A 15024-nucleotide genomic window follows, 5' to 3' on the forward strand; every position below is an offset into this window, starting at 1 on the left:
AAGGCATGCCGCCAGCGTTCAATCTGAGCCAGGATCAAACTCTTCAGTTCAATACCTGTTACTGTTTTCGGTCTCTCTCGAGACCGGTCGCTCACTCAAAGCTGACAGGTTCTGAATAAATTCAAAAACCTGACTTACTTTAGTGTGAGACTCTTGATACTTTTGCTGCTCCCGATATCGCTCCGAAGAACCATATCGGGTCGCCACCGCATCAAGCGCCCACACTTATCGGCTGTAAATTTTTAAAGAGCAATTCGTCTTAATCGCTTCGTTTTCGTTCGCAGCGATCAGCGAAGGAGGCGAATTATGCGGGTCATTCCGTATATCGTCAAGCGACTTTCAAACATTTATTTTTGGGGGCCGCTACGCCGATTTTCGGCAGCCACCGGCACCCCCGCGTAACAGGTTGCCCCTTCTGTCACCAAAGCGGGAGCGGCAGCCGCGCACGGGCCCGCAGCACGCTCGGATCCGAGCGCAGCGATGTCGCTGTCGATCAAGCGCCGACGGTCTCGACGACTCCTTCGGGAAGGGGCTGGGGCAACCCGACACAAAACCCCTGTGCGTAGTCGATGCCAATCCCGCTGAGGCGCCCGATGATCGCCTCGCTTTCCACAAACTCGGCGATGGTCGCCTTGCCCGCTGCGTGGGCCACCTGATGAATGGACTGGACGATCGTGCGATCGAGGTCGCTGCTGGCAATCCCGCGCACGAAGCTGCCGTCGATCTTCAAATAATCCACAGGCAGGCGCTTGAGGTAAGTGAACGAGGACATGCCGGAGCCGAAATCGTCGAGCGCGAATCGGCAGCCGAGTGCGCGCAGGCTCTCCATGAGGGTAATCGCTTTCGAGAGATTGGTGATCACGGCTGTTTCCGTGATCTCGAAGCAGACGCTTTCGAAGCGAATTGCGCAACGCTGCTGCTGCTGCACGATGTACGCGAGCAGGTCCTCGTCGCCGAGCGACGCCCCGGAGAGATTGATCGACCAGACGTCTGCCGCAAGATGGCCGGCCGCGATGGCTTCGAAAGCACGGCCGATAACCCATCGGTCGACGAGCGGCATCAAGTGGAAGCGCTCGGCGGCGCCAATGAAGTACCCGGGAGGAATCACTTCACCCGATTCGTCGATCATGCGCAGCAGCAACTCGACGTGCACTTCCTCCCCGGGACCGCCTTCCTTGAGCGACTTGATCTGTTGCGCGTAGAGGCGGAAACGGTCGTGCTCGAGCGCCGCCTTCACGCGGGCCACCCACTCCATCTGCGTATGGGTAGTCGACTGGAGCTGATCCTCGAGGCAGTACTGGTGCACGCGGTTGCGGCCTTTTTCCTTGGCCATATAACAGGCTACGTCGGCCGCCTTCATGATGTCCCACGTCGAGATTTGCGTGGCGTCCACCTCCACCACGCCGATGCTCACGCCAGTCGTCAGCAAACGCTGGTCCCAGGGTAGCCGGATGACCGTCACCGCCTCCCGCAGATCCTCCGCGACCCGCAGAGCGTCGTCGATGCAGCACTCCGGCAGCACGACGCCGAATTCGTCGCCGCCCAGGCGTGCGAGGATGTGGGCGGCGCGCAATTGTTGTTTCAAGGCGCCGCCCACGCTGCGGATCAATTCGTCGCCGGCCGCGTGGCCGCACGTATCGTTGACGACCTTGAATTGATCGAGGTCGAGGAACATCACCGCGTGCGGGCGTGTCCCGGCCTTCTCGAGCAGGCCCGTTAGCCGGCGCTCGAATTCCCGGCGGTTCAGCAAACCCGTCAGATGATCGTGCGTAGCCTGATATTCGAGTTCGGCGGCATGCTTGCGCTCCGTGCTCGCATCTCGAAGCACCATCACCGTGCCCAGCATTTCCTCTTCGTCGTCGCGGATCGTCGCCACAGAGCAGGCCACGGGCAGGAGCGAGCCATCCGGGCGCGTCACCGAGAGTCTGCGCTGCGTGTCGTCGTCGGCCGCTGCTGCACGGTTGTGCAGGCATTGCGCGGTGACGATATCGCCGGACCGTTCGTCGTAGAGATCACAGACGTCGAACAACGGCTTCTGGTAAATATCGTGCGAGGGACGCCCGAGCATGCGCTCGGCGGCGGCGTTGCAATAGGTCACGCTCGCCTGGTTGTCCATGCGGATCACACCATCGTCGATCGAAGCGAGCGTGGCTTCGGTGAGGCTCTTTTCCTTCGCGGCGGCCGCTTCGGCGCGCTTCAGCTCGGAGATATCGAAGAGGCAACCGACGATGCGCGTCGCCCGGCCGCTTTCATCGCGTATGGCCTTGCCGCGTCCCCGGCACCACAGATATCGACCATCGGCCATTCGCAGCCGGTATTCCACGTCGTAGAGGCTGTCATGCTTCAGATGGTTGATGATGGTCTCGCGCAAACGGAGCAGATCCGCGGGATGCACGAGCGCGTTGAAAGCGCGGGTGTCCATCGGGAGGTCGCCGTCGCCGTAGCCGAGTTGCTGGTACAGATAGCGGGAATAGTAGGCACGATCGCTGACGAGGTCCCAGTCCCATAGTCCCGCATTGATGCCCTCGAAGCCGAGGCTTAAGCGCTCCTCGCTCAAACGCAGACGGGCGCCAAGGCGGCGGGAGAGACGCAGCAGCAATAGCATCCCGGTGCAAGCGAGCACCGCGACGGGCCACGCTATGACAGTGCAGGAGTACTGAGCCAGCGCGGCCATCGCCGCGGCACTCACCCACACAGGGACGAGCACCAAAGCGATTCGACCGCGGCGGTCGCCTTCGGTAATCCGGTTCACAGCGCGTGTGATCAGTCTCATGGCTGATTTAGAATTCTTCTTGGTTCAGCTTCCATGCGTCGCGTGCGCGCGGCACTACGAGACAGAGTCACAATAAAGCGTGACGGCGTGTATCTGGAAAACGCGCAGACGGAGGAAGGCCCACGGACGGGTGGGTAAGTCTATCCGCTTTCGCTATTCAGAATGAATGGGGATTACCCGCGGAAGCCATTTGTGTTCGCGAGTGTATGCAATTACGTTCTCGCGCACGCGAATGACAGATACGGAAAGACTTGCGAATTTGATATTCAACCGGCTCGCAAACGTTCGCGAGCCGACCGTCTTCGACAATAGAAAACAGAGGCCGCCAACGCAGCCTCCGTGCGTCCTCTTGCCTACCGGCTCTGCAGACGGATATCGCGCGACGAAGCCCCCACATACACCGCGCTGTCAGGCACATAGGCCCAGTCGTTATGCGTCGTGTCCCAAACACTCTGCGCACGTTCGGTGATCGTCACGCGCACCGGCTGCGACTGACCCGGCTTCAGGAACACCTTCTGGAAACCAACCAGACGACGCGGCGGCTCGCCGGCATAACTCACGCCCAGATAGACCTGTGCCGTTTCCGCACCGGCTACGCGGCCATCGTTGCGCACCGTGAACGAAGCCGTGAGCGTATGCCCTGGGCCCTGCTTCACCGTCAGTCCCGAATAGCTGAAGTGCGTATACGAAAGGCCATAGCCGAACTCGTAAAGCGGCGTGATGTTGTTCGCGTCATACCAGCGGTAGCCCATGTCCAGCTTTTCGGAGTACACGGGATCGGTCGCGAAGGCGCCGTTCGTCCCCCACGTCGGCGTGTCCTGATCGTGCACGGGGAACGTGACCGGCAGCTTGCCCGAAGGGTTCACCTGACCGAACAGCACGTTCGCGATCGCGTTGCCGCCGCCCTCGCCCGGATACCATGCCTCGACGATTGCCGAGACCTGGTCCTTCCACGGCATCAGTACCGGATTGCCGCTCTCGATGATCACGATCGTGCGCGGGTTGGCCTTCGCAACGGCCTCGACGAGCTGATCCTGATTCGATGGGTTCGCGAGGCTCAGGCTTTGCAGATCGCCGAAGTCCTCACCCGCCGGCTGCGCCACGACGACAATTGCGACATCGGACTGGCTGGCGAGCGTCGCGGCCTGGGTGATCTCCTGCTGCGTATAGGCGCGGAACGGCTGCGTCTGGTCGGTGTTCCCCGCGAAGCTCACCTGCGCCGAAGGCGCGAGCTGCTGGATAGCCTGGGTGATAGGCGTATTGAGCTTGAGCCACGGGTTGGTCCACCAGCCGCAGCCCGTGGACGAAGCGAACGTGAGCCCGCCGCAGCCCGAGAAGTTGCCTGTGACCGGATCGCGGGTATTGCCCGAGCCGCCGCCACTCAGCACGGCCGTATCGGCATGAGCGCCGATCACCGCGATCTTGTGCAGGCTCGGCGCCGAAAGCGGCAGTTGGCTGTTGTCATTCTTCAGGAGAACGATTGATTGTTCTTCTGCGGCCTGCGTGAAGGCGTTGTACTTCGCAAAGTCGATCGTGGCGCCGCCCTGCGCCGGATGATCCAGCACGCCCGTTCTGATCATCACATAGAGCTTGCGCCGCACCATGTCGTCCAGACGGTCCTGCGACACCGCCTTCGAGGCGATCGCCTGCTTGACCAGATCGGGCGTGAGGTAGACCGTCGGGCCTACGTCTTCTTCCTCGTCGAGGCCCGCGTTGATCGCCGGGGCCGTGCTATGCGTCGCCCCCCAGTCCGACTGCACCTGACCCTGGAAGCCCCAGTCCTTCTTCAGCACGTCGGTCAGCACATGCGTGTTTTCGCACGCATAGGTGCCGTTCAGGCGGTTGTAGCTGCACATCACGCTGCCCGGCCGCGCTTCCTTCGCCGCGATTTCGAACGGCAGCAGATAGAGTTCGCGCAGCGTGCGCTCGTCGATCTGGCTGTTGCCGCCCTGGCGGCCCGTTTCCTGCTCGTTGCCGACGTAGTGCTTGATCGTGGCGATCACCTGTTGGCTTTGCGTGCCGATGGTGCGCGCCGCCAGCATTTCGCCCGCCAGCACGGGGTCTTCGCCGAGGTACTCGAAGAGGCGCCCGCCGCGCGGTTCGCGCGCGAGGTTCGTGCCGCCGCCCAGACCCATGCCGAATCCTTGCTCGCGCAACTGGTCGGCTATGCGCGCGCCGAAGTCGCGTGCGAGATACGGATCCCAGCTTGCCGCGAGCGCGATCGTCGCGGGAAAAGTCGTGCTCTTCTGGTTCGTGCTGCCTGAGCCCGTTGCGGAATCAACCATATTCAGGTCGGGAATGCCCAGACGCGGGACGCCCTGAATATAGCCCGCGCCGCCGCCCGGCACGGCGCTCATTTGATATTCGGAATGGATGAACTGAAGCTTCTCGTCCTGCGTCATGCGCTTGAGCAGCAGGTCCGCGCGAACGTGCGCGCCGAGGTTCTGGGGGACGGCCATCAACGGCATCGGCAACGGATAAGGTACGTCGTTGCTGCTGTCGCCTGCATGGGCGGTAGCGGCCATCGCAACCAGCACGGCAGCGGTGGGCCAACGGGTGATCCTCATATGTCTCTCCGGAGTTCGAATACGTTATGGAATACTGATCAGACCGGTAAGCAGGTCTGGCAGAGCGGCCGGTCGCGTCAGGCGCCGGCAAACTTCCTGCGGGGAAACCGGTTGAGCTGCGATGCGCAAACGTTTGCTTTTATACGTCCGCGCGGGGCCTCGCCGGTTGATGTAGCAAAACTCCAAATAATCATATAAAAACTATTGAGTACCCTTACGGGCTTTTATCTCAGTATTTTCCCGGCTGGCGCTAGCTAACACGCATGAAAGGCGCGAAATCGACAGCAAATCGTAATAATCCGGTAATGCGATTGTTGCGAACGCAACGGAAATTCAATTTTGACGTGATTTGCACGACGCTCGCGAATGCGGAGCGGCGCCCTGAAGGCAGCGCGCAGAGCGCGTCGCGGGCCGAAAAAAGCTAACCTGTTAAGAGGCCTGCAAAAGTGGCAGCGCTCGCGCCTGCGTGCGCGAAATCGACATCACTGCAAGGAGTGACCACGATGGAAAGGCAACGCAAGGTTCCCCGAATCGCTTCGACCCTGCTCGCTGCAACGTGCGCATTCGCTCTGGCAAGCGGCGCACTCGCGCAAACGGGCATGCCCCAGACGGAGCAGCAAGGCGACATCTCGTTCGTCTCGGGCGGGGTCGGCCGCGACGAGTCCTCCGCGCTGCGGCACGCGCGCAGCCAGTGGCCGCTCTCCATGCTGTTTACCGGCCCCGGTTCGAGCTATGTTGCCGACGTGCATGTGCAGATCGCGGGCGCCGACGGCGCGTCCGTACTCGACACGCGTTCGCACGGTCCGTACATGCTCGTGCGGCTGCCCAGCGGACGCTATACGATCACCGCCACCTATAACGAGGTAACGAGGACGCAGCGCGTGAACGTCGCCGGCAATGGCAGCGCGCGTGCGACGTTCTCCTTTCCGGGCAAGCACTGAGCACGAATCGCGTCTTCAGCCTGTCGAGACGGTTCACCAGGGAACGACTCTCCCCAGGTAGTCGAGGTAATGCAGTCCAGTGCGGCCTGCGTACGCTTCGATCGTGCTGACCAGGTGGGGGATGCTCTCCTCGATGCCCAGGCGCGCTTGGGGGCCGCCCATGTCCGTGCGCACCCATCCGGGTGCCATGAGCAACAAGGTTTTCGCGTCGTCTTGATGACGGGCCGCATAGCTGCGCATGAACATGTTTAGCGCGGCCTTGCTGCCGCGGTAAACCTCGTGGTTGCCATTCGTGTTGTTGCTGACGCTGCCTTGCCCGGACGACATGACGCCTATCGTCCCGGCCGGTTGCACGAGGTCCTGAAACGCCTCGACAACGCGCATCGGACTCAACGCGTTCGTCGCCATCACGCGAACGAATTCATCGGTTGAGATATCTGCAATCGTTTCGCGATGGTCGTTCGTGACGCCGGCGTTCACGAAGAGCATGTCCACCCGGCGATCCTGGAGGCGATCATGGAGTGCGGCGACCTGCTCCGGCACCGTAATATCGACTGTGTCGATTTCGAGCGCACCTTGCGAGGCGTGCGCCACCTGTGCAAGCCGGTCCATCGAACCCGCCCTGCCTGTGGCGATCACCCGCCAGCCGCGCTTGAGGTATTCCTCGACCATGGCGAAGCCAAGTCCGCGCGACGCGCCGATGAGAAGGACCGTTTTCTGATGCGATGATTCCTGCATGGCGATTTCCCTGTATTCAGTCGATACGAGAAATATAGTGGCGCCTCATACATGGCGGAAGACGCATGGCTTGCAGATATAAGCTGCACACAACGCCATGCCAAAAAGCGCCGTGCTAGCATCGGGCATGTCCGACCCCGACTTGAATCTCCTCATCGCGCTCGACGCGTTGCTCGACGACGGCAGCGTGATCGGCGCGGCGCGTCGACTGGGGTTGAGCGCTTCGGCAATGAGCCGGACCTTGACCCGCCTTCGCGAGGCGACCGGCGATCCGCTCCTCGTTCGCGCCGGCCGTGCCATGGTGCTCACTCCACATGCGCAAGCGCTGCGCGAGCGCGCGCGAAACGCGGTGCACGAAGCACGCGCTGTCCTGCTGCCGTCGGCCGCCGAGCCCGATCTCGCCACTTTGCAGCGGACCTTCACCATTCGCGCCAACGATGGTTTCGTGGAAGCCTTCGGTGCGCCGCTCATCGCCGCGGCCACCGCGGTCGCGCCGTTCGTGCGTTTGCGCTTCGCGCCCAAGGCGCAGAAGACGTCGGCGCATTTGCGCGAGGGTTCGGCCGACCTGGAGATCGGCGTGCTGGGCGAGATGGGTCCGGAAATCCGCGTGCAGGCGCTCTTCAGGGACCGCTTCGTCGGCGTCGTCAGAATGGGCCATCCGCTGGCGTTGGAGCGCGGGCCGAGCGCCGAACGGTATGTCGCTTTCGGGCACGTTGTCGCGTCGCGAAGCGGCCGCGGCAGCGGCAGCGGACCGGTCGATGTCGCCTTGGCCGCGCTGGGACTGGAAAGAACGATCGTCGCCGTGGTGCCCAGCTTCCCTGCCGCGCTAGCCGTGGCACGCGCTTCCGATCTGATTGCGCTCGTGCCCGGCTCGTTTCTGTGCAATCACGGTGAGCAACCGCAGCAACAACATGGCGAGCCGCGCGAATCGCCCCAGCCCGGTGGAATCCACATTTTCGAGCTGCCGGTCACGACCGAAAAAATCACGGTGTCGCAGATGTGGCATCCGCGCATCGAGGCCGATCCCGTCCATCGCTGGCTGCGGCAGCTCGTGCTCACGGTATGCCGGCAACTCGTGCCGCTGTGATGTCGCCGCAATCAATGCGCGGCGGCCCAGGCGACAATGAAATCGATGAATGCGCGCGTCTTCGCGGGCGTGTAGTGGCGCGACGGATAGTAAACGTATAGCGGGAAGCGTTCCTCGGGCCAGTCGGGGAACAGATTCACCAGCCTGCCATCGGCAATCAGCGGCTCGGCGCCGAGAAGCAGCATTTGCGCGATGCCGGAACCGGCCAGGCACGCATTGAGCAATGCGCCCGGATCGTTCACTGTGAGCCGTCCATGCGTCGCCACCACGACATGCTTGCGCTTGCGATGAAACTCCCAGGGATAGGGCTTGCCTGTCTCGGGGTCGCGGAATTCGAGACACCGGTGAGCGGGGCCTTCGAGATCTTCGGGGCGCAGCGGCCTGCCCCAGCGCGAGAGATAGGTCGGCGCCGCGACCGTGACGACGGCGGTATCGAGCAGCTTGCGGGCGACCAGAGTCGATGAGCGCGGCTTGCCGAATCGCATCGCGACATCGAACCCCTCCGCAACCAGGTCGCCAAGACTATCTCGCGCGATCAGTTCGATCTCGAGTTCGGGATGGGCGTCCATAAACCGGTCGACATCCGCGCCGAGAACTGCCCGATAGCACACGGGGTCCAGATTCACCCGCAGCCTGCCGCGCACCGCCGACGCATTGCCCGATGCCGCGATGGCCGCTTCCTCGAGCCCTGCGAGATGCGGGACCACCTGCTCGTAGAAACGGCGCCCGCCTTCGGTGAGCGAAATCGATCGCGTCGTGCGATTGAAGAGCCGGATATCGAGCCGCTTCTCCAGCCTCGCAATCGCGCGGCTCACGCCCGGCGGCGACATGCCTAGCGCGTCTGCCGCGGCGGCAAAGGTGCCCGCGTCGACGACGGCGGCAAACACGCTGATCGCGCCGGAAATGTTCTCGAGTGTCGTTGTTCTCAATGTCGTCGTTCCAATGGCGGCCGGTACGGCGGCCCCTGGCAGCCTTTGGCGATGATGCATCGGCCATCCGATTCGTGCGTATGAGTCACTGATGTAGTGCCCTTCGCGGCATTTAGCTTCGTCCGCCCTGCGTCCAGAATGCGTCTCACCGAAACGGAACCGGGCAGCACCTCGCTGCCATCGTATTCGGCTTTTTCGACTATCTCGTCGTCGCATGCGGAGGGTTTCAAGTGTACGCAATTACAGGCATTACCGGAAAAGTGGGCGGCGCACTCGCCCGTGCGCTGCTCGCCTCGGGGCAAACGGTGCGAGCAGTCGTGCGCGACGCTGCGCGCGCCGCGTCGTGGCAAGCACGAGGATGCGAGCTGGCGACGGCAAGCATGGAAGACGCCGCAGCGCTGACGGCTGCATTCAGCGGCGCGCAGGGCGTGTTCATCCTGCTGCCTCCGCGGTTCGATCCCTCGCCGGGCTTCGCGGAGTCGCGCGCGGTCGTCGATGCCGTTTGCACCGCGATCCGCAACGCACAGCCCGGCAAAGTCGTGTGTCTGTCGACCATCGGCGCGCAGGCGCAAGAGAGCAATTTACTCACGCAGCTCTCGCTGATGGAGCAGGCGCTAGCCGCGCTGCCTGTGCCGGCGACCTTCCTGCGACCCGGCTGGTTCATGGAGAACGCTGCGTGGGATGTCGCGAGCGCGCGCGACTACGGCGTGATCGAGAGCTACCTGCAACCGCTCGACCAGGCCGTGCCGATGGTCGCGACCGCGGACGTCGGCCGCGTCGCCGCCGAACTGCTCCAGCAGAGTTGGAGCGGCACACGCGTGGTCGAGCTGGAGGGACCGCGCCGCGTGAGCGCGAACGACATTGCCTCCGCGTTTGCCCGCGTGCTTGGCAGGCCTGTGCGCGCGGTGGCGGTGAACCGGCAGGAATGGGAGTCGCGCTTTCTGTCACAAGGCATGAAGCATCCCTTGCCGCGAATGCGCATGCTGGACGGATTCAACGAGGGCTGGATCTGTTTCTCCAAGCCCGCCGATGAAATCCTGCGCGGGCATGTCGAACTGGACACCGTGCTCGAAGCGCTGGCAAGCGATGCGTGACGAAAGGCTTTGGCGCGAATAACGCCAAAGTTGGCGGGTTCGGCCGTGGTCCGCCGAACCCGCCTCGTTTAGACTATCGTCGCAAACCGTCCCCATCCCTTACTGGAGCGCGAACCATGTTCGATGTGCTGGCAACGAAATCTGCGGGCAGCACAACCGCGCTGGACAACGTGCCAGGGCACGCGCTGACCGGCCGCCAGCGCCATCTCGCCGTTGGGAATGAGCGCGCGGTGCGGTACGCGCCAGCCGTCGCCCCCTTTGCGGCGATGACGGACACCACGCCTGAATCGTTCGACGCCTTGCGAGGACTGATCGAAGAGCACGCACCCGTTGCCCTGACCACGCTGGATGCCGTGGAGCCACCCGACGGCTTTGCGCTGATCCGGCACGCCACGCTGCTGCAAATGGTCTGGCGAGGCGAAGCGCCTGCCACCACCAGGCTGGAGCATGTGCGGCTAACGGAGCAAGACGTGCCGGAGATGCTCGCGCTGTCCGCGGCAACGCAGCCCGGCCCGTTTGGCCCGCGCGCCATCGAATTCGGCGGTTACCTTGGCGTGCGCAGGCAGGGCAGGCTCGTCGCCATGGCCGGCGAACGCATGAAGATCGAAGGCCATACCGAAATCAGCGCCGTATGCGTGGACCCGGCTTTCAGGGGACAAGGGCTCGCGGCGGCCCTCATGAAGCTGCTGATGGCGGCAATCCGCGCGCGCGGCGAGACACCCTTCCTGCATGTGCTCACGTCGAATCACGGCGCCATTTCCATCTATCGCACACTGGGCTTTGTCGAGCGCCGCGAGATGCATCTCACGGTGCTCGGCGTCGCGCCATGAAAGGGCTGCTCGTTCACAACAAGTCGGTACGCAGTTCGCGCACGCCTCTTCCCAAGCGCTGCCGCAACAGGCTGCGCAGCGTCGCGCCGTCGCCGTAACCGACTTCGGCGGCGATCCTTTCCAGGTCGAGCTTGCCGCTGCGCAGCAGCGACTGCGCGTGCTCGACCCGCAAATCCTGAAAGTACGCCAGCGGCGACTTGCCGAGCACCTCCTGGCAGCGACGCTGCAATGAGCGCGAGCTCGTCGCCAGCGCATTCGAGGCGTCCTGCAGCGAGAATCCCGACTTGAGATTTTTTCTCGCCCATTGCTCGAAGCGCTGAATGAGCGGGTCGGCTTGCGCGAGATGATTCGGGATGATGTACGGCGCCTGCGAAGAACGAATGTCGGCCAGCAGATAGCGCGAAACGAGCGATGCGAGCTCTGGGCTCGCCGAGCGGATCAGCCAGAGCGCGAGATCGAGATGCCCCATGGCCGCGCCGGCCGTCACGCCGATATCCGAAGGCACGAGCATGCGCGATTCGTTCAACTGAACTTGCGGATAGCGTTGCCGGAAGAACGGCGCGAGCGACCAGTTGGTCGTGGCTTCGCGGTGATCGAGCAGCCCCGCCTCCGCGAGGATGAACGTCCCCACGCACGAAGCGCCGACTCGCGCGCCCCCCGCTTGCCATTCGAGCAAGCGCGCCATGCCCTCCTCGACGTCCCGCCGCTCGAACGACTGCATCAGCTCCTGCGCAGATAGCGTCATCAGTGCCGGCACGATTACCCAGTCGGGCTTCGCATCCGGCGCGACCGGCTGCACCGGCACCGCGAGGCCGTGAGCCGAACGCACCCGCTTTCTCATTCCTACGAGCGTGACGTCGAAACGCGGAACGCCGCCCATGGTCGCGGCCGAAAGCTTGTTTGCGGCAGAGAACGCGTCGAGTGTAACGGAGAGCCCGGTATCGAAGACGCCGTCAAGAGCCAGGACAGCGATACGCATGGCGTAAATGCCTCTAAAGTTGTCGTTTGTGACAGTACAGCCGACGAGACCCCAACGATACACTCAATCGCGTTGCAAGTCGCAACAGACAATGATCACGGAGGTTGTCATGAAGGTTCTCGCCATTGGATCGATCGTCAAGGAACTCACGCCCGCACAGCGCGACGAGATCATGCCGCACGAAGTGCCGGCCACGCTCAAGCTCTACCTGGACGACAAAATCGAGCAGTACTGGTTTCGCCAGGACAAGCCGGGCGTGGTGTTTCTCATGAGCTCGGGCTCGGTCGACGATGTGCAGGCCACCTTGGATACGCTGCCGCTCGTCCAGGCCGGCATCCTTGCGTTCGACCTGCTGCCGGTGGGCCCGCTCGCGCCGCTCGGTCTGCTCCTTCAAGGAAAGTAAGCGCTACGCAGGAGGCGCCGTCGACGCATGCGCCATGGGTTGTCGGCGGCCTCCCGGCAGCCTTCTTCTCCTCACCGGAGATTTCACCTACAACGTACTGATCCGCCGCCTGTTTTCGATGCACTCCGGCGGCGGGCGCGGAACCTGGGGAACCTGCAGCACCTGGCAAAGGGAAGAAGGATGAAAACTAACGGTAAAAGCCAAATCGCCCGCGCGCTGGTCCTCGCGGCTATCGCGAGTTGCACGGGCTATGCACACGCACAAACCGCCGCGAGCGCGCCCGGCGAGGCATCGGCTCAGGGAGGCGCCCCCGCGCATCCGGGGAGATCGGACAGCGCGCTGGTGCGAGACGTGCGCCGGGCCTTCACACGCACCACGGGACTGAATTTCGCCAACGTCCATGTGACGGCGCATGACGGCGTCGTCTCCTTGACGGGGTCGGTACCGCACCGGTCGCAGATCGCGCGGGCCGGCGACGCAGCTGAGTCGGTGCGCGGCGTCACCTCGGTGTCGAACCACCTGACGGTACGTACGGCGCGCGGCAGCGGATCTTGATCGGCGGACGCAGAAGCGGACCCGGAAGCGGACCAGGAAGCGGACTCCAAAGCGGACGCACGAGCGGACTCAAAACCGGCTTCGATCGGCCGCACAGCAGGATCGTCCTATTCCCGGCGCGCGCGTCCTGTCAAAGTGAGCCATCGAACTTCGATCAAGGAGCGCGCCGTGTCCGGCCAGCCTGCGTCCTCGAGCCTCGTCTGCGAGACTTTCACCGAATCCGACATCGAGGGCGCCCACGCGCTTTCCCTGCAATTCCGTTGGCCCCATCGTAGCGACGACTGGCGTTTCGCCGCCGCGGCCGGGCACGGCTTCGCGGTTCGCGAAGGCAAGACCGTGGTGGGCACGGCGCTCTGCTGGCCGTGGGGCGAGCATGGCGCGACGCTCGGGCTCGTGATCGTCTCGGCCGACCAGCAAGGCCGCGGCATCGGCCGGATGCTGATGGAGCGCCTGCTCGATGCGCTGGGAACGCGCATGACCGTGCTGCACGCCACCGAGGCGGGCGAGCCGCTCTACGAGAAGCTCGGCTTCAGGAAGATTGGGCTGCTGCATCAGCACCAGAGCGACAGTTTCGCGGCGCCGATTGTCGAGCCGCCGCCGGGCGAGCGTTTGCGTCCACTCGAACCGGGCGATACGCCGCGCCTCATCGAACTCGCTTCCCGCGCGAGCGGGCTCGACCGCAGCGCACTTGTGCCGCCGCTGCTCGATGTGTCCCAAGGCGTCGCGCTGGTGCGCGGCGACACGGTGCTCGGCTTTGCGCTGTTGCGTCCGTTCGGCCGCGGCCATGTGATCGGTCCGGTGGCTGTCGCCGCCGACGATGGGCTACAGATGCAGCGCGCCAAAGCGTTGATCGCCAACCGCCTTGCCGCCAACGCGGGGGCCTTCACGCGCCTCGACACGCCAGACGAACACGGCCTCGGCCCCTGGCTCGAATCGATCGGCCTCGCACGCGTCGACACGGTCGTGAAGATGGCGCGCAACGGCGCGCCCGCGCACGACCCGGGCGTGCTGCAATTCGCGATCGTCAATCAGGCGCTAGGCTGACTGCGGGAATTGCCTTCATGACGCTCCTCTACAAAGCCGACCCCGAGCGCGGCAAGCAATGGGCGCAGCTCTTCGCGCACAAGGCTCCCGAGATCCCTTTCCGCCTGTGGCCCGACACCGGCGACCCCGCCGCTGTGCGTTTTCTCGCAGCGTGGCAGCCGCCCGAGGACCCGGCGCGCACGCTGCCCAATCTCGAAGTGATCTTCTCCGTGGGCGCGGGCATCGACCAGTTCGATCTTTCCGGCGTGCCGGAGCACGTCGCCGTGGTGCGCATGATCGAGCCGGGCATTGTCGAGGGGATGGTCGAGTACGTGACGCAGTCGGTCCTGACGATCCATCGCGATCTGTTCGACTACGGCCTGCAACAGCAGCAGCGCGTGTGGCGCGCGCTGCCCGTGCGCCCCGCCGCCTCGCGCCGCGTCGGCGTGCTGGGGCTCGGCATGCTGGGCAGCGCGGTGCTCGAACGCCTGCGCCTCTTCGGCTTCGCATGCGCGGGCTGGAGCCGCTCGCCGCGCACGCTGCCTGGCGTGGAATGCTACGCGGGCGCCGAGGCGCTCGACGCCTTCCTCGCGCGCACCGATATCCTCATCTGCCTGTTGCCGCTCACCGAAGCCACGCGCGGGCTGCTCGACGCCTCGCTCTTCGCGAAGCTGCCGCAGGGCGCGTCGTTCATCAACGTCGGGCGCGGGCCGCAACTGGACCAGCAAGCGCTGCTCGACGCGCTCGATCGCGCTCACCTGCGCAATGCGATTCTCGATGTCGCGGACCCGGAGCCGCTGCCGCCTGAGCATCCGTTCTGGACGCATCCGCGTGTGCGCCTCACGCCGCACATTGCCAGCGCCACGCGGCCCGAAACCGCCGTCGATGTGGTGCTCGAGAACATCCGCCGCCACCGCGACGGCTTGCCGATGCTCGGCCTCATCGACCGCACGCGCGGCTATTGAGTCTCGTGACGGCCCCTGGGGCGCAGCACAATATGCTGTGCCCCCCGATCGAAACGCCACAAACACGCTATTTCGCGAATTATTTGGCGAAACGCGCACCGGTATCGGCCCGGTAGCATGGAACGGTGAATCAACGGCCA

Annotated in this window: 13 protein-coding genes; 8 read left to right on the top strand and 5 right to left on the bottom strand. The window is 64.0% G+C overall.

Features of this window, described 5'->3' with window-relative positions:
* Positions 1-493: 493 nt before the first annotated feature.
* On the bottom strand, positions 494-2773 hold the full coding sequence (locus M3I53_RS17535; protein WP_254317157.1) for an EAL domain-containing protein: 2280 nt from the start codon (positions 2771-2773) through the stop codon (positions 494-496).
* Positions 2774-3126: 353 nt separating this feature from the next.
* Positions 3127-5340, bottom strand: coding sequence for a glycoside hydrolase family 3 C-terminal domain-containing protein (locus M3I53_RS17540; protein WP_254317158.1), 2214 nt, complete (start codon positions 5338-5340; stop codon positions 3127-3129).
* 503 nt (positions 5341-5843) lie between these two features.
* Here M3I53_RS17540 and M3I53_RS17545 point away from each other — a divergent pair.
* Positions 5844-6281, top strand: a complete 438-nt coding sequence (locus M3I53_RS17545) for a carboxypeptidase regulatory-like domain-containing protein (RefSeq protein ID WP_254317159.1) — start codon at positions 5844-5846, stop codon at positions 6279-6281.
* Positions 6282-6314: 33 nt separating this feature from the next.
* Here the strand turns inward: M3I53_RS17545 and M3I53_RS17550 are convergent, their stop codons facing one another.
* Entirely contained in the window at positions 6315-7019 is a 705-nt protein-coding gene (locus tag M3I53_RS17550; RefSeq protein WP_254317160.1) for an SDR family NAD(P)-dependent oxidoreductase, read from the bottom strand.
* 127 nt (positions 7020-7146) lie between these two features.
* Between M3I53_RS17550 and M3I53_RS17555 the strand changes: the two genes are divergently transcribed.
* Positions 7147-8106 (top strand): LysR family transcriptional regulator, encoded by a 960-nt coding sequence (locus M3I53_RS17555; RefSeq protein ID WP_254317161.1) that lies wholly within the window; start codon positions 7147-7149, stop codon positions 8104-8106.
* Positions 8107-8117: 11 nt separating this feature from the next.
* On the opposite strand, the gene M3I53_RS17560 is transcribed toward M3I53_RS17555, so the two are convergent.
* Positions 8118-9035: a LysR family transcriptional regulator gene (locus tag M3I53_RS17560; protein WP_254317162.1), complete on the bottom strand. Its 918-nt coding sequence runs from the start codon at positions 9033-9035 to the stop codon at positions 8118-8120.
* Positions 9036-9265: 230 nt separating this feature from the next.
* On the opposite strand from M3I53_RS17560, the gene M3I53_RS17565 reads away from it, so the two are divergent.
* Together M3I53_RS17565 and M3I53_RS17570 are read left to right on the top strand one after the other, a co-directional pair.
* Positions 9266-10129, top strand: coding sequence for an NmrA family NAD(P)-binding protein (locus M3I53_RS17565; RefSeq protein ID WP_254317163.1), 864 nt, complete (start codon positions 9266-9268; stop codon positions 10127-10129).
* A gap of 116 nt (positions 10130-10245) precedes the next feature.
* On the top strand, positions 10246-10959 hold the full coding sequence (locus tag M3I53_RS17570; protein WP_254317164.1) for a GNAT family N-acetyltransferase: 714 nt from the start codon (positions 10246-10248) through the stop codon (positions 10957-10959).
* 13 nt (positions 10960-10972) lie between these two features.
* Here the strand turns inward: M3I53_RS17570 and M3I53_RS17575 are convergent, their stop codons facing one another.
* Complete coding sequence (locus M3I53_RS17575) at positions 10973-11938, bottom strand: GlxA family transcriptional regulator (RefSeq protein WP_254317165.1); 966 nt, start codon at positions 11936-11938, stop codon at positions 10973-10975.
* Positions 11939-12047: 109 nt separating this feature from the next.
* On the opposite strand from M3I53_RS17575, the gene M3I53_RS17580 reads away from it, so the two are divergent.
* The 4 genes from M3I53_RS17580 to M3I53_RS17595 all read left to right on the top strand — a co-directional run bounded on the left by M3I53_RS17580 (position 12048) and on the right by M3I53_RS17595 (position 14884).
* Positions 12048-12341, top strand: coding sequence for a hypothetical protein (locus tag M3I53_RS17580; RefSeq protein WP_254317166.1), 294 nt, complete (start codon positions 12048-12050; stop codon positions 12339-12341).
* Positions 12342-12521: 180 nt separating this feature from the next.
* Positions 12522-12896 carry a BON domain-containing protein gene (locus tag M3I53_RS17585; RefSeq protein ID WP_254317167.1) on the top strand — a complete coding sequence of 125 codons (375 nt, stop codon included), beginning with the start codon at positions 12522-12524 and terminating at the stop codon, positions 12894-12896.
* Between the two features lie 168 nt (positions 12897-13064).
* Positions 13065-13940, top strand: a complete 876-nt coding sequence (locus M3I53_RS17590; RefSeq protein WP_254317168.1) for a GNAT family N-acetyltransferase — start codon at positions 13065-13067, stop codon at positions 13938-13940.
* A 17-nt stretch (positions 13941-13957) separates the two neighbouring features.
* Positions 13958-14884: a glyoxylate/hydroxypyruvate reductase A gene (locus M3I53_RS17595; protein ID WP_254317169.1), complete on the top strand. Its 927-nt coding sequence runs from the start codon at positions 13958-13960 to the stop codon at positions 14882-14884.
* Positions 14885-15024 lie beyond the last annotated feature (140 nt).

Origin of the sequence: Paraburkholderia sp. CNPSo 3272, from assembly GCF_024206495.1 — a bacterium.
Classification (GTDB): domain Bacteria; phylum Pseudomonadota; class Gammaproteobacteria; order Burkholderiales; family Burkholderiaceae; genus Paraburkholderia.